At 71.5% G+C, this 14,438-nt stretch carries 13 protein-coding genes; 7 read left to right on the top strand and 6 right to left on the bottom strand.

Going from position 1 to position 14,438, the window contains the following annotated elements; translation table 11 throughout:
• A partial coding sequence (locus tag ACWCO3_RS05235; protein ID WP_450008607.1) for a discoidin domain-containing protein occupies nt 1-489 on the bottom strand: 489 nt, incomplete at its 3' end.
• A gap of 229 nt (nt 490-718) precedes the next feature.
• Complete coding sequence (locus tag ACWCO3_RS05230; RefSeq protein ID WP_357934754.1) at nt 719-1,918, bottom strand: ROK family transcriptional regulator; 1,200 nt, start codon at nt 1,916-1,918, stop codon at nt 719-721.
• A gap of 235 nt (nt 1,919-2,153) precedes the next feature.
• Here ACWCO3_RS05230 and ACWCO3_RS05225 point away from each other — a divergent pair, with 235 nt between their 5' ends.
• The 4 genes from ACWCO3_RS05225 (at nt 2,154) to ACWCO3_RS05210 (ending at nt 6,843) form a co-directional block, all read left to right on the top strand.
• Nucleotides 2,154-3,422 (top strand): ABC transporter substrate-binding protein, encoded by a 1,269-nt coding sequence (locus ACWCO3_RS05225; protein WP_450008604.1) that lies wholly within the window; start codon nt 2,154-2,156, stop codon nt 3,420-3,422.
• Nucleotides 3,423-3,670: 248 nt separating this feature from the next.
• A complete protein-coding gene (locus tag ACWCO3_RS05220; protein ID WP_145784384.1) occupies nt 3,671-4,366 on the top strand; it encodes an SDR family NAD(P)-dependent oxidoreductase in 696 nt (231 codons plus the stop codon).
• A complete protein-coding gene (locus ACWCO3_RS05215; protein WP_145784382.1) occupies nt 4,360-5,994 on the top strand; it encodes an MFS transporter in 1,635 nt (544 codons plus the stop codon). Before ACWCO3_RS05220 ends, ACWCO3_RS05215 begins: the two co-directional genes overlap by 7 nt.
• An 81-nt stretch (nt 5,995-6,075) precedes the next feature.
• Nucleotides 6,076-6,843, top strand: coding sequence for a TetR/AcrR family transcriptional regulator (locus tag ACWCO3_RS05210; protein WP_357932082.1), 768 nt, complete (start codon nt 6,076-6,078; stop codon nt 6,841-6,843).
• On the opposite strand, the gene ACWCO3_RS05205 is transcribed toward ACWCO3_RS05210, so the two are convergent.
• Entirely contained in the window at nt 6,840-7,661 is an 822-nt protein-coding gene (locus ACWCO3_RS05205) for a helix-turn-helix transcriptional regulator (protein ID WP_244311815.1), read from the bottom strand. The genes ACWCO3_RS05210 and ACWCO3_RS05205 overlap by 4 nt on opposite strands.
• A gap of 131 nt (nt 7,662-7,792) precedes the next feature.
• Between ACWCO3_RS05205 and ACWCO3_RS05200 the strand changes: the two genes are divergently transcribed.
• The 3 genes from ACWCO3_RS05200 to ACWCO3_RS05190 all read left to right on the top strand — a co-directional run bounded on the left by ACWCO3_RS05200 (nt 7,793) and on the right by ACWCO3_RS05190 (nt 12,191).
• The gene (locus ACWCO3_RS05200; RefSeq protein WP_450008601.1) at nt 7,793-8,734 is read left to right on the top strand and encodes an SDR family NAD(P)-dependent oxidoreductase; all 942 of its coding nucleotides are present in this window, start codon (nt 7,793-7,795) and stop codon (nt 8,732-8,734) included.
• Nucleotides 8,735-8,824: 90 nt separating this feature from the next.
• Nucleotides 8,825-10,015 carry a low temperature requirement protein A gene (locus ACWCO3_RS05195; protein ID WP_358163041.1) on the top strand — a complete coding sequence of 397 codons (1,191 nt, stop codon included), beginning with the start codon at nt 8,825-8,827 and terminating at the stop codon, nt 10,013-10,015.
• Nucleotides 10,016-10,022: 7 nt separating this feature from the next.
• On the top strand, nt 10,023-12,191 hold the full coding sequence (locus ACWCO3_RS05190) for a hypothetical protein (RefSeq protein WP_450008599.1): 2,169 nt from the start codon (nt 10,023-10,025) through the stop codon (nt 12,189-12,191).
• 42 nt (nt 12,192-12,233) lie between these two features.
• Here the strand turns inward: ACWCO3_RS05190 and ACWCO3_RS05185 are convergent, their stop codons facing one another.
• From ACWCO3_RS05185 to ACWCO3_RS05175, 3 genes are all read right to left on the bottom strand, one after another.
• A complete protein-coding gene (locus tag ACWCO3_RS05185) occupies nt 12,234-12,626 on the bottom strand; it encodes a hypothetical protein (protein ID WP_358163044.1) in 393 nt (130 codons plus the stop codon).
• Complete coding sequence (locus ACWCO3_RS05180; RefSeq protein WP_358163046.1) at nt 12,626-13,075, bottom strand: hypothetical protein; 450 nt, start codon at nt 13,073-13,075, stop codon at nt 12,626-12,628. Before ACWCO3_RS05180 ends, ACWCO3_RS05185 begins: the two co-directional genes overlap by 1 nt.
• A gap of 358 nt (nt 13,076-13,433) precedes the next feature.
• The gene (locus ACWCO3_RS05175) at nt 13,434-14,312 is read right to left on the bottom strand and encodes an alpha/beta fold hydrolase (protein ID WP_450008596.1); all 879 of its coding nucleotides are present in this window, start codon (nt 14,310-14,312) and stop codon (nt 13,434-13,436) included.
• Nucleotides 14,313-14,438: the final 126 nt, after the last annotated feature.

The raw sequence follows: 14,438 nt of genomic DNA, 5'->3' as shown, positions 1-14,438 counted from the left end.
CCAGAGCGAGTAGCCGTAGCCGGTGCCCCGGACGGTGCCGTACATGCGGACGTAGCGGCCGGCGCCGGAGACGGTGAGGTTCTGGGTGCCGCCGGTGCCAGTGGTGGTCGAGTAGATCGTGGTCCAGGTGGACCCGTTGTCGGAGGTCTGGAGCTGGAAGGCCCGGCCGTGGGCGGCCTCCCAGAGCAGGTTGACCTGGGTGATGGTGGCGCGGGCGCCCAGGTCGACCTGGAGCCACTGCGGGTCGCTGAACGCGCTGGACCAGCGGGTGCCGGTGTTGCCGTCGACAGCGGCGGCGGCGGGAGTTCCACCGTTCTCGGTGGACGAGGCGGTGGCCGTACGGCCCTGGGACAGCAGGACGGGGGCGGCCTGCGCGGGTGACGTGGTTCCGGTCGGGGTAAGCGCCGCGACCAGGGCCACGGTGAGCCCGGCGAGCAGGTGCCGCACGACCCGGGGACGCGGGCGTACGGATGTAGCACGAGATGTCATGACATCGCCTGTCGATAGGGGGCTACGGGTTGCCGCACGGATGGGGGGTCAGGCTCGCCCGTAGCGCCGGGGGTGGTGCCGCCGAGGCGACGCCGCGGGATGGAGAGCGCTCTCGTAGGAGTGTTGCGGCGAGGTTGCGACGGCGTCAAGACATCGATCTATAACTTCGTTATTTATCCCGAGGATTCTGTTTGTGTAATTTGCCGCCGGCCTGCGGAGTCGTGCCCCGTCAGCGCCGGACGCCACCCTCGGTCAGGAAGCGGGCGATCGGGAGGGTGGCCGCGCCGAGCGCCACCGCGTCCACCCCGAGCTGACACAGCTCGATCGACGCCTGGCCGAACGGCTGGCGCAGCGCCTGCCGGCCGGCGGCCTCCCGGACGGCCGGCAGCAGGTCGCCCAACGCCATCGCCGCCCAGCCGCCGAGCACCACCCGCTCCGGGTTGAACAGGTTGATCAGGTTGGCCACCCCGGCCCCGAGGTAGCCGGCGGTGTCGTCGAGGACCCGTCGGGCGGTGGCCGAGGTAGCGGCGGCGTCGACCAGGGCGGCGATCTGGGACTCCTCGTCCTCACCGGGCACCGGTCGACCCCGGCGCGCCTCCCGGTAGCGGTCGATGATCGCCTCCGCGCCCACGTACGCCTCCAGGCAGCCGCGCGCGCCGCACCGGCAGGCCCGCCCGCCGTACACGAGGGTGGTGTGTCCCCACTCCCCCGCGCTGCTGGACGCGCCCCGGTAGGTGGCCCCGTTGGTCACCACCGACGCGCCGACGCCGGAGCCGACCAGCGCGAACACGGCGTGCCGGGCGCCCCGACCGGCGCCGAACCACATCTCGGCCTGGCCGAGGGTCTTGGCGCCGTTGTCGATGTGCAGCGGCAGGTCGGTGCCGGCGCCGATCAGTCGCTCCAGCGGCACCCGGTCCCAGCCGAGGGCCTGGGCGTGCACGACGGCCTCGGCGCCCTGCTCGACCACGCCGGAGACGCCGATGCCGACGCCGAGCACGTCGGCGGTGGCCACCCCGGCCCGACCGGTCACCGCGTCGATCCCGGCCAGGACGTGCCCGGCCACCAGGTCCGGCTCGGTACGCGCCGGGTCGAGTGGGTACTCGATGCTCGCCAGCAGGGTCATCGCGAAGTCGAACAGCTCCACCCGGACCCGGGTCTCGCCGACGTCCACGCCGACCAGGAACGCGAAGCGGGGCGCGATGCGCAGCAGCATGCTGGGCCGTCCGCCGTCGGACTCGGCGGCCCCCGCCTCGGCGACCAACCCCTCGTCGATCAGGTCGGCCACCACGTTGCTGACCGCCGGCTGGCTCAGCCCGGTGCTGCGCACCAGGTCCTGCCGGGTGAGCGGACCGTCGAGGAAGAGCTTGGTCAGCAGGGCGGACCTGTTGCGCAGCCGCACGCTGCGGTTGGTGGCACGCGCCAGCTCCACTCGTCACCTCGTTCCCGTCGGCCGTTCGAGGCGACTGTAACCGCCTCGTGCTTGACGACCCACCGGCCAACAACTTTAATGACGACATAAATTAAGCCGTGATGTAACTCCCGGGAAACGCCGACGGACCCCCGACGGCGCACCCCCGAACCCTGTCCGCAGCCGGCTGCCCGTCGCCCACCCCTATCGGCGACGAGGGCCGGCGGACCCCCACCACGCACCGGAAGGGCTGACCGTGTCGAGACGACACCTCGGGATATTCACCGCCGCCGTACTGGCCGCCGCCTCGCTGACCGCCTGCGGCGGCTCCGGCGACGACTCCGCCTCATCGCCCAAGACGCTGACCTACTGGGCCAGCAACCAGGGCGCCAGCCTGGAGGCCGACAAGACCATCCTTCAGCCGGAGCTGGACAAGTTCGAGAAGCAGACCGGGATCAAGGTCACCGTCGAGGTGGTCCCCTGGTCGGACCTGCTCAACCGTCTGCTCGCGGCCGCCACCTCGGGCAAGGGCCCGGACGTGGTCAACATCGGCAACACCTGGTCGGCGTCGCTGCAGGCCACCGGCGCGCTCGTCGAGTTCGACGACGCCACCCTGCAGGCCGTCGGCGGCAAGGACCGGATCGTGCCGGCCGCGCTCGCCGCCGCCGGAGCCCCCGGCAAGCCGCCGGCCGCCGTGCCGCTCTACAGCATGGCGTACAGCCTGTACTACAACAAGAAGTCCTTCGCCGACGCCGGCATCACCGCGCCGCCGACCACCTGGGAGCAGCTCGCCGAGTACGGCAAGAAGCTGAGCACCGGAGGCAAGTGGGGCCTGGCGATCGAGGGGGCCAACCCGTCGGAGAACGCGCACCACGCCTTCACCTTCAGCCAGCAGTACGGCGGTGAGTGGTTCGACTCGGCCGGCAAGCCGACCTTCGACACCCCGCAGAACGTGTCGGCGATCAAGCGGTACATCGACTTCATGGCCGCCGACAAGATCACCAACCCGAGCAACGCCGAGTACGCGCAGAACCAGTCGGTCTCCGACTTCGCCAACGGCAAGGCCGCCATGCTGCTCTGGCAGTCCGCCGGCTCGAACCTGAAGACGCAGAACATGCCCGCCGACGCGTACGGGGTGGCCCCGGTGCCGTTCCTGGCCAGCCCGCCGGCCGGCGGCAAGAAGGTCAACAGCATGGTCGCCGGGATCAACATGGCGGTCTTCAAGCACACCAAGAACAAGGACGGCGCGCTGAGCTTCGTCAAGTTCATGACCAGCGACGAGGAGCAGACGATCCTCAACAAGACGTACGGCTCGCTGCCCGCGGTGAAGACCGCCGGCTCCGACCCGGCGTTCAGCGCCACCGAGCAGAAGACCATCCAGGAGACCCTGGTCACCACGGCGGCCCCGCTGCCGCAGGTGCCCGAGGAGAGCACCTTCGAGACCCTGGTCGGCACCGCGATGAAGCCGATGACGAGGAGCCCGACGGCGAGCACGCCCGCGATCGGCACGGTGCTGACCAGGTAGGCCAGCGCCCGCCAGGGCCAGGTGGAGACCAGCCAGTCGCGGCGGCGCAGCGCCTCGGCCAGGTGGGAAGGACGTTCCGGGGTCATGCCACAGACGCTAATCGTGGGCGAACGGCCGCCCCAGCCGTCCAGATCCACTCTCCAAGGTAGGTCCAGCACTACCGACCAACGGGTGTGCGGGGCTCGGAAACGGGAAGAACGCGACGTCATGCGGTCCGCGTGACCTGCGCCGGCGGCGGCTGGAGAGACATGGGTGCCAGAACCTTCGTGGTGGTAGGTGGTACCAGTGGGCTCGGCCTCGCGGTGGCCCGGTTGCTGGTCGACGAACACCGGGTCGTGGTGTTCGGCGACGAGGCGTCCGAGGTCGCCGCGACAGCCGACGAGCTGGGGTGCGACGGCGCGGTCTGCGACATCTCCTCGTACGAACAGGTCAGTGAGGGCTTCGCCGAGGTGGTGCAGCGCTACGGCACGATCGACGGAGTGGCGGCCTGCGCGTCGATGTGGGCGGGCGGCGAGCTGGCGGACCTGTCGGTGGAGCACATCCGCCGGGCCGTGGAGATCAACGTTTTGGGTATCACGTACCTCCTGCGGGAGGCGGTGGGGCACCTGCACCGACAGGGCCACGGCAACGTCGTGTACATCGGCGCGCTGGCTCTGGCGGCCCCTCGGCCCGGCATCCCCGTCTACCGGGCCACCAAGAGCTACGGCAGCAGCCTGGTCGATTCGCTGGCCGAGGCCCAGCACAGCAACCGGGTCAAGGTGATGCAGCTGCATCCCGGGCCGATGCCGACGCGGCTACAGGAACGGGTGGGGGCCGAGTTCCTGGACGAGGTGTACGCCATGCCGGAACAGGTCGCCACCGAGGTCGTCCGGTTACTGCTGCTCGAACCCGACGACCTCTACGTCTCCGGTGAGCGCGTGCTGCGCGCGGACGGGCGGTGGTGACGGCCGCAGCCGGACCCGACGACCGTCCGGCCTCGGCGTGGGCGCCGCTGCGGACCGCGGTCTACCGCAACCTGTGGCTGGCCCTGCTCATCGCCAACATCGGTACCTGGATGCAGACCGTCGGTGCGCAGTGGCTGCTGATCCACCACTCCAACGCATCCACACTGGTCGCGCTGGTCCAGACCGCGAGCCTGCTGCCGGTGCTGCTGCTGGCGTTGCCCGCCGGTGTACTGGCCGACAGCTTCGACCGCCGGCACCTGCTGATCGCCGTGCAGCTGTTCCTGGTGGCGGTGGCGGTGTTGTTGACGCTGCTCACCCTGACCAACCGGATGCCCCCGGCGCTGCTGCTCACCCTCACCTTCGCGTTCGGGGTCGGGCAGGCGCTCACCCTGCCGGCCTGGGCTGCGGTGATCCCGGAGCTGGTGCCACAGGACCAGCTGCGGTCGGCGTCCGCGCTCGGTTCGATCAGCGTGAACGTGGCGCGGGCCGTCGGGCCGGCCGTGGCCGGCGTGCTGATCGCCCGCACCGGTGTAGCCCCGGTCTTCGGCCTCAACGCCATCGCGTTCGGAGTGTTCACGTACGCGTTGTGGCGCTGGCGGCCCGGCGACGCCCGCGCGGTCGAGGTGCCCGAGCGGTTCGCCGCCGCGTTACGCGCAGGGAGCCGCTACGTACGCCACTCGCCGACCGTGCGCCGGCTGTTGCGCCGCGCGCTGGTCTTCGTCGTGCCGGCCAGCTCGCTGTGGGCGTTGCTGCCGCTGGTGGCCAGCCGGCGACTGGGGTTGGGCTCCGGCGGGTACGGGCTGCTGTTGGCCGCCCTCGGCGTGGGTGCCATCGCGGGTGGCGTGTTGCTGGCGGTGATCCGCACCCGCCTGTCGGCCAACCAGCTCCTGCTGACCGCCGGGGCGCTGTTCACCGTGGCGCTGACCGTGGTCGGCACCGTGGACGCGGTGCCACTGGTGCTGCTCGCCCTGCTGCCCGCCGGGATGGCCTGGGTGACGGTGCTGGCCAACGTCAACGCCGAGATGCAGCTCTTCCTGCCCAGTTGGGTACGGGCCAGAGGTCTGGCCGTCTACCAGGTCTGTTTCGCTGGCGGGCAGGCGGTCGGCGCGCTCATCTGGGGGCTCGTGGCCGACATGGCCGGGTTGGCTATCGCCTACCTCGCGGCGGCGGCGCTGATGTTCGTCGGCACCGTGACGAGTCGGATCTGGCCCTTGCCGAACCTGCGGGCGGTGAACCGGGAACCGGCCGCCTACTGGCCCCAACTGCACCTGGCGCACGAGCCGGATCCGGGGGTGGGGCCGGTGCTGGTCATGGTGCAGTACACCGTGCGGCCGGAGCGGACCGAGCCGTTCCTGGCGGCTATGGACCTGGTACGCGGCGCGCGCCAGCGCACCGGCGCGATGCGTTGGGGGCTGTTCCGGCCGGCGGAGACGACAGACCGGTTCGTTGAGGTGTACCTGGTGCCGTCCTGGGACGAACACCTGCGCCAGCACGGCGGCCGGTTGACGGGCGAGGACCGCGCGACCGAGGAACGGGCCCGGGAGCTGACCGACGGCGAACCGGACGTACGACACCTGGTGCCCGCCGCCGCCGGCCCGGCACTGTCCGATGACCGCGAGGCCGTGTGACCGGACCTCGGCGGCAGGGTGCGAGCGCGCGCCAGCGGCGCGGCGTACGGCGTACGCCCGCGTTGTTAGGATGACCGCACCATGGCGAGTGAGCGTAAGGCGACTGCGGACCCGGCCCGGAGCCTGGCCATCCTCTGGCGCACCACGGAGCCGGCCAGCCGCAGCGCGGGGCCCGGGCTCAGCGTCGATCGGATCGTTCGGGCCGCGATCGACATCGCCGACGCGGAGGGTCTCGACGCGTTGACAATGCGTCGGGTCGGCGAGGCGCTGGGTGTCGGCACCATGTCGGTCTACACCTACGTGCCGGGTAAGGCCGAACTCGTCGCCGTCATGATCGACAGCGCGTACGGCGAGATGCCGCGCCCCACCGTCGAGGGCGACTGGCGGGCCCGGCTGGAACGGATCGCGCGCGACAACCTGGCGCTCTACCAGCGGCATCCCTGGATGTTGCGGGCCGAGACGACCCGACCGGTGCTCGGCCCGCACCTGGTGGCGAAGTACGACCACGAGCTCGGCGCGGTTGCCGACATCGGGCTCAGCGACGTCGAGATGGACGCGGTGCTCACCCTGGTGCTCGGCCACGTGAAGAGCGCGGCACGGGCCGCCTCCGAGGTGGTCGACCTGGAACGCGAGACCGGTATGACCGACGGCCAGTGGTGGCAGTCGCACGCGCCCTGGCTGGAGACGTTCATGACGGCGGACGCGTACCCGACCGCCTCCCGGGTCGGCACCGCCGCAGGCCAGCAGCACGGCGCCGCGTACGGCCCGGAGTACGCCTTCGAGTTCGGTCTGCAACGCGTCCTCGACGGAATCTCGGTGGTGGTCGCCGAGCGGGCGACCGCCGGCTAACCCGGCACCGCTGGCACTGCCAGCCGGGCCAGGGTGCGCGCCGACGCGCTGCCCGGCTCGGCGTGGTAGACGACAAGCGACTGGGTGGTGCCGCTGATCGTGAACTTCTCGTAGCGCAACTCCAACTCGCCCACCTGCGGATGGTGGAACACCCGCAATCCACCGCCGGCGCGGGCGCTGACGTCGTGTCGAGCCCACAACCGGCGAAACCGTTCGCTGCCGGCCGTCAGCTCGTCGACCAGCTCGGTGAGCCGGGGGTCGTCCGTCTCGGTGCCGACCTGCGCGCGCAGTCCGGCCACCGCGTTCGCCGCGACCGCCGTGAGGGCGGGGTAGAGCGCCGGCACGCTCGGGTCCAGGAAGACCGCGCGCAGCAGGTTCACCCCGGCGGTGAAGATGGGTGCCAAAGCGGTCGCCAGGGGATTGGCGAAGAGCACGTCCAGATACCGACCGTGCACGAACGCGGGTGTCTCGGTCCACGACCCGACCAACTGCCGGACTCCCGCCGGCACCCGCTCCGGCCGTCGCGCCGGGCGGCGGGCCGGGACCGGTGCGCCGAGGCGGTGCAGATGCGCCGTGGCCTCCGCGTCCAGCAGCAGCGCGCGGGCCAGCGCGTCGAGCACCTGCGCCGACGGGTGCCGGTCCCGGCCCTGCTCCAACCGCAGGTAGTAGTCGGCGCTGATGCCGGCGAGCAGGGCCGCCTCCTCACGACGCAGGCCGGGCACCCGGCGACGGCCGTGCGCGGGCAGCCCGACGTCGCCCGGCCCGATCAGCTCGCGCCGGGCACGCAGGTACTCGCCGAGCGGGCCGGCCGTGCTCACCAGCCCATCGTAGGAGCGGCGACCGGCCGCCCATCCTGGTCCTGCCACTACCAGGAAAACCAGGACCCGGACATCGCCCGCTGGTTGGGTGACAGTGGCTGGCATAAGCGTGATCGGAAGATGGGACAGAGATGACTGAGCGAATCGTGACCCCGTTTGGTTTCGCCTCGACCGCCGACGAGGTCGTCGCCGGGGTCGACCTGACCGGCAGGCGGGCCGTCATCACCGGAGGGGCCGCCGGGATCGGCGTCGAGACCGCCCGCTCGCTGGCCGCCGCCGGCGCCGAGGTGGTGCTCGGGGTCCGCCGGGTCGCCGCCGGTGAGCAGGCCGCGGCCGACATCGCGGCCAGTATTGGCGCGGACCGGGTCACCGTCCGCGAATTGGACCTGGCCGACCAGGATTCGGTACGCCGATTCGTCGCCGACTGGGACCAGCCGCTGCACATCCTGGTCAACAACGCTGGGATCATGGCGCTGCCGGAGTTGGAGCGCACCGCCGAGGGCTGGGAGATGCAGTTCGCCACCAACTTCATGGGGCACTTCGCGTTGACCGTCGGCCTGCACGACGCGCTCGCCGCCGCCGGAGGCGCCCGGGTCGTGTCGGTCAGCTCCAGCGGCAACCTGTTCTCCCCCGTGATCTTCGATGATCTGCACTTCGCGTTCCGCCCGTACGACCCGTTGCTGGCGTACGGGCAGTCCAAGAGCGCCGAGGCGTTGCTCGCCGTCGAGGCGACGCGCCGCTGGTCCGGCGAGGGCATCTACGCCAACGCGTTGAACCCCGGAGCCATCGCCACCGGCCTGCAGAAGCACACCGGTGGGCTGCGGACCCCGAAGGAGCGGCAGAAGACCCCGCAGCAGGGTGCCGCGACCTCGGTGCTGCTCGCCGCATCCCCGCTGCTCGACGGCATCGGCGGTCGCTACTTCGAGGACTGTGCCGAGGCCGCGGTCGTCACCGAGCGGCCAGCCGACTACACCGGTGTGGCCGCGTACGCGGTCGACCCGGGCAACGCCGAGCGGCTCTGGGACGTGGCGTCGGACCTGATGTCCCAGGCCGCCCTCTCCAGCGGCCGCTGAGGACGAGGGCCGGGCCTGGGAGAACGCGCCCGAGCCCGGCTGCCCAGGTGGTACGACTGGGGCGGCAGTTGACGTCAGGGAAGGCGGGCGATGACGAACGGGCTTGCCAACCGGCTGCTCCAGCGCCGTGAGAATCCCCGCCGGACGTCGTTCCTGGAACTCTTCTTCGACCTGGCGTTCATCTTCGCGCTGACCCGGCTGTCCCGGGTGTTGCTCGACGACCTCAGCATGGGCGGCGGCTTCCGGGTGTTGATCCTGTTGGCGGCGCTCTGGTGGGTGTGGTTCGTGACCGCGTGGTCGGCGGACTGGTTCGACCCTCGTGCCCCGCTGATCGTCGTACTCCTGCTCTGGGTGATGTTCGGCGGTCTGCTGATGGCCGCCGCCGTGCCCACCGCGTTCGACTCCCACGCCCTGGTGTTCGCCGTCGCCTACGTCGCCATCCACCTGGGCCGGGGCGCGCTGTTGCTCCCGGCGCTGCGGGGGCATCGGCTGCAGTCGCGCAGCGCGCGGGTGGCGATCTGGTTCGCGATCTCCGGCGTGCTCTGGATCGTCGGGGCGTTCGTCGCCCCGGCTAGGGAGATCCTCTGGGCGCTCGCCCTGCTGCTGGAGTACGCCCTCGCACGGCTGCGCTGGCCCTTCCCGTGGCTCGGGCGCAGCACCTGGCCGGAGCTTCAGGTGAACGGAGATCACCTCTCCGAGCGCTACCAGCAGATCTTCATCATCGCGTTGGGTGAGCTGATCCTGATCGCCGGCGTGACGTACAGCGGCTCCGGCATGGACCGGGAGAGCACAGTGGCGTTCGCCCTGGCGTTCGTGACCGCGGTGGCTCTCGCCCGGCTCTACCTGGTGCCCGCCGGCACGCGGTTGGGCGCCGCCGTCGTGGCGGCCGGGCCGCCGGGCAGCATGCTGGCGCTCATGGCCGGCTACCTGCACCTGGTCATGATCGCCGGGGTCCTGGCTACCTCGGTCGCGATGGAGATGACGATCGATGACCCGGGTGGCCGTGACAACGGACAGTTGACCGTCGGCGTGATCGGCCCGGCGCTGTTCCTCACCGCCCGGATCCTGCTCGCGGCCGCTGTCGACGGCGGTCTGCCCTGGGCGCGACTGATCGGTGTGCCGGCGATCATCGTGGCCGGGCTGGCGACCTGGAAACTCACGCAGCTCGTCAGCAGCGCGGTAATCGCCGGGGTGTTGCTGCTGATCGTCCTGGTCGACGCGATGCCCATACTGTGGCGGACGGCGCAACGGTACGACGCGGCCAGCCGGCCGGACCGGTAGCCGCGCGATGGCAGAGGAAACAGGGCAGCACGGCGACCCACCGCGTGTGCGCGACGTGGTGGAGTTGCGGGTGCACGGTGTGTCCGGGGCGGAGCCCGGAATCATTCTCGGTCAGGGGCCGGCCCGGCAGGTCGCCGGCGACGACAGCGGGGGCTTCCACCGCGCCGAACGGTCCGACGGCGGCGGCCCGGACGGGGTGACGCTCGAGGCGTACCGCTGGGGTGATCTGCCCTCGGGCACCGTGGCCCGGACCCTCTCCCTGGTCCTCCTGCTGCCGTTCATGCTCAGCAACCTGGCGGTGTGGATGCGGCCCACGGCCCGCCGCAGCGGCGCCTGGGTCACCATGCTGTGCCGGCTCCTCGCGCTTGACCTCACAGTGCTGTACGTGGTGTCCACCGCCGGAGTCGCCCTCGACCTGCTCGCCTGGCGGTGTCTCGGCGCGACGCGCTGCAGGGGCCCGTTCGACGCGGTGGGCGGGCTCGACGGGCGTCAGGTCGGGTTGCGGCTGGCAGTCCTGTCGCTCCTGCCGATCGCCGCCGTCGCGTTCCTCCGGTTGCTCGGCACCCGACGGCCCCGCCCGGCCGGCAAACCCCTGTGGGCCGTCGAGCCGCTGGTGGGTCGGTTGCGGGCGATCCACGTGGCCGCCGCGCTCGCCATGCTCGATCTGATACTGCTCGCCGCCCGAGTATCAGGCGGCGCGACTGCCGTGACCGCCCTGCTGCTGACGCTCAGCCTCGCGGTGCTGCTCGGCTGCGCCGGACTGCTCGTCGTGCCCGGCCTGCTCGATCGGGCGGCAATGACGTGGATGGTCACCCGGACCGCCGAGACGCTACGCGCGGTGGCCGTCGGCCTGACCGCGGCCACCCTCGCCGCCATCGTCCTGGACGAGCGGGCCTGGCCCTCGGCGGCCGCCCTGCCCGGCTACGACACCATCGCGACCTGGGCGCTGCTCGGAGAGATGATCCTGCTGGTGTCGCTGAGTGCGCTGGTGCTGTGGCACCACGGCCGTGGGGACCGTCGCCGTGCGTTGTCGCGGGGGTTGGGCTCGGCGGTGGTCGCGGCCTTCGCGGTCGGCCTCGCCGGAGCGTTCTCCGCCAACCTCGTCTACCAGAGCGGGAACCTGCTGGACGGCTACCGCGGCGACGGCGGGCCGCCGGTGCCGTACCAGTGGACGCTCCTGGCGTTCTTCCTGCACGTCACCGTCGGTGTCCTGGTGTGCGTCGCGTTGACCCTGACGACTCGGCGACGCCGTCGCCGCGCTGCCGCAGCGGTCACGGCCCGCGACTTCTCGACGGTGACACCGGAGGGCGTCGGGCGGCTGCGTCAGGTGACGAAGGCGGTCGCCCGCGCGCGGTTCGTCGAGTGGGTGGGACTGCTCGCCGTCGCGTGGGCGACGCTCACGCTTATCGGACTGGCCGCAGGCCTGTTGCGGCTGTTCGACCTGACACCCGACGAACTGGCGACGCGGTTTCTCGGGCTTCCGGTCGGAGTGGTCGGCATGGGGCTTGCCCTGGGTAGCTACTTCGCGGCGGCGGCGGTGATCGCCCTGCTCCTGGGTGGGGTGTTCGCCTACCGGACGCCGTGGTTCCGCCGGCACGTCGGCATCCTGTGGGACCTGGGCACCTTCTGGCCCCGGGCCGCGCACCCGTTCGCGCCTCCGAGCTACGCCGACCGGGCGGTACCGGAGCTGGCGCACCGGATCACCCAACTGACCGAGCGGCACGACGGGGTGCTGCTCTGTGGGCACAGCCACGGGTCCGCGTTGCTCGCTCTCGCTGTGCTGCGGCTGCCTCCGCGCGTCCGTGCGCGGGTCGCGCTGCTCACCTACGGATCGCCGCTGGACCGCCTGTACGCCCGGATCTTCCCCGCCTACCTGAACGAGGAGGTGCTGCGGCAGGTCGGGGAGCGGGTCGAGTGGCGATGGCTCAACCTGTGGCGGGACACCGACCCCATCGGTGGCTGGATCTTCGCCGCCCACCGGCCCGGTGATCCACCTCCGGACCCGACCGATCCGGCCGGCCGGGTCGACCGGCGGTTGCGGGATCCGTCGGACCTGCTGCCAGCGCTGGGGGAGCGCCGTCCGCCGCCGATGCGGGGTCACCACCCGGGCGAGTCCGACCCCGAGTTCCGGGCGGCGGTGAGCGAGCTCGTGGGCCGCCTCCGTCGTTCTGGCTGAGGCCTCCAGACCACGGGCGGCAGTGCGCGGACTCGATGCGGCTCAGGGATCCTCGGGCGAACGGTCGGTCTCCGCCACCATCGCGCGGACCTTCCGCAGGGTGGCGTCTGGGGCACGGATAGCGGCCCGCCAGCGGTCCAACGTCCGGGTGAGTACCCGGACCACGAACTGCAACTGGTTGACCTGCTCGCGGAGCACGCCCAGCTCGGATCGTGCGGTGAGCGCCTCGCCCTCCAACTGGGTGATCCGCGTCTGCAACGGCTGCACCAGGGTGAGAGCGGCCTCGGTGAGGGTGTCGGCGGCGTCGGCCTTGAACTTGCCGCGCTGCACCATCACTGTGGCGATCGCGGCGAGGCCGGTGCTGCCACCGAGGATGCCGAGCACACTGAGCGCCATCTGCACCCAGTGCGGTGCGGCCGGCGCCGGGGAGGTCATCACGTGACACCTACCTGCAGGGGTTCGTAACTCACAACCTCGCAAGCCCGGGCCAGGCGGCGCAGGTCGACGGCGATCTGCGCGGCCCGCCAGAGCGACCCGAGCGTCACCGCCATGACGAACGACGTCGCGACGAGGGATTGTCGACCCGATATGGCCACCAGGGCCACCGCGTACATGCCGGTGATCGTGCCCAGCACCAGGACCGACGCGAGTTCGAGGCCGAGCCCGGTGGAGAGCCGGCCGGGCCACAGGATGCCCAGCAACCCGCCCACACCCACCGCGATCAGCCCCAGCTCCCAGGCGACCTGGATGGGCCCGGGCATGGCCGTCTGCACAGAGGTCGGCCGGACGTCGAGGGTCATCATCAGAACGCCACACACGGGTGCCGCGATCAGGACAGCGATCTCGTACGGTTGGTGTCGGGATCGGATACGGAGGGTTCCCACGGCAACTCCTTGGTCGAGGAACGGCCTTCCGCAGCGGCCCCAGCGGGCCGGTGCCGTCCGCTCGCGACTCTGGAGCGGCATGCCGACGCCGGTTGCGGTGCGGATGGACGGTCGTAAGGCGAGAAGATGGAGCGACTCGACGTCGTTGGCTGCCGGTAATTGCTTGTGTATCACCGATGCCCGGTTGTCGTCCACTGCGTGTCACGTCGCATTACCGCAGGTCAGAGCCGGGTAAGGCCCGTTTTCGGCACACCGGGCCGGACGGAGCGCGGCGGGTCGACCGCACCGCCAGCTCGGTGACCAGGAGTGTCACATATTTTACCGAGCGTGACGGCGGTGCGGTCGGGCCTCCGCTCGGTCAGCGGTCGAGCAGGGCCCGCAGCGCCCGGACCACCTCGGCCGGTGCCTCCTCCGCCATGAAGTGCCCAGAGGTGACCGTCCGGTGCTCCAGGTCGGGCGCCCAGGCCCGCCACACCCTGGCCGCGTCATAGCCCAGCGCGGCCCCCCAGTCCTGCTGGAGCACCGTCACCGGCATGCGTAGCTGATTGCCGGCCGCCCGGTCGGCGCTGTCGTGGGCCACGTCGATGCCGGCCGACGCCCGATAGTCGGCGATGATCGAGGTGACCGCGTCACGGGACGCACGCAGGTAGGCCGCCCGCACGTCCGCCGGCAGGGCCTCCGGGTCACGCGTCCAGACGTCCAGGAAGTGGCCGAAGAAAGCGTCCGGGCTCCCACCGATCAACTCCTCGGGCAGTCCGGGTGGCTGCGCCATGAGGTACAGGTGGAACGCGACCGCCGCCGAGGTGCCGTGCAGCACCTCCCACATGTCCAGGGTGGGCACCACGTCGAGCAACGCCAGCCGGCTGATCGCCGTCGGGTGGTCCAGGCCGGCGCGGAAGGCGACCAGCGCACCCCGGTCGTGGCCGGCCAGCGCGAACCGTTCGTGACCGAGCGCGCCGGCCAGCGCCACGACGTCGGCGGCCATGGTCCGCTTGGCGTACCCGGTGCCGTCGGTGTCGACGGGCTTGTCGCTGTCCCCGTAGCCGCGCAGGTCGGGGCAGATGACGGTGTGGTCGGCGGCCAGGTCGGCCGCGACGTGCCGCCACATGAGGTGGGTCTGCGGGAAACCGTGCAGCAGCACGACAGCGGGTCCGGATCCGCCGACGGCGACGTTGAGCGTCACACCGTCGGCGACGGTCACGCGCCGGTAGTCGAATCCGTTGATCCTGGGGTCCACGGGAGAACCTCTCTGGTGAGCAGTGCCGGCGGGGGCGGTGGCCCCACGTCGTCGTACGTCGTCGAGCCTTCTCCGCACTGATCAGCAAGCGGTCAGCGTCGGATCAGCGCCGGCCGGGCCCTCGCC

The sequence above is a fragment of the Micromonospora sp. NPDC002411 genome (assembly GCF_053592955.1).
This window is presented reverse-complemented; position numbering and strand designations above follow the sequence as displayed.

Excerpts from the sequence above, each read along its gene's own strand:
- ACWCO3_RS05190 (WP_450008599.1), top strand. The coding sequence starts at position 10,023 with ATGGCAGAGGAAACAGGGCAGCACGGCGACCCACCGCGTGTGCGCGAC.
- ACWCO3_RS05185 (WP_358163044.1), bottom strand. The coding sequence starts at position 12,626 with ATGACCTCCCCGGCGCCGGCCGCACCGCACTGGGTGCAGATGGCGCTC.
- ACWCO3_RS05220 (WP_145784384.1), top strand. The coding sequence starts at position 3,671 with ATGGGTGCCAGAACCTTCGTGGTGGTAGGTGGTACCAGTGGGCTCGGC.
- ACWCO3_RS05200 (WP_450008601.1), top strand. The coding sequence starts at position 7,793 with ATGACTGAGCGAATCGTGACCCCGTTTGGTTTCGCCTCGACCGCCGAC.
- ACWCO3_RS05210 (WP_357932082.1), top strand. The coding sequence starts at position 6,076 with ATGGCGAGTGAGCGTAAGGCGACTGCGGACCCGGCCCGGAGCCTGGCC.
- ACWCO3_RS05195 (WP_358163041.1), top strand. The coding sequence starts at position 8,825 with ATGACGAACGGGCTTGCCAACCGGCTGCTCCAGCGCCGTGAGAATCCC.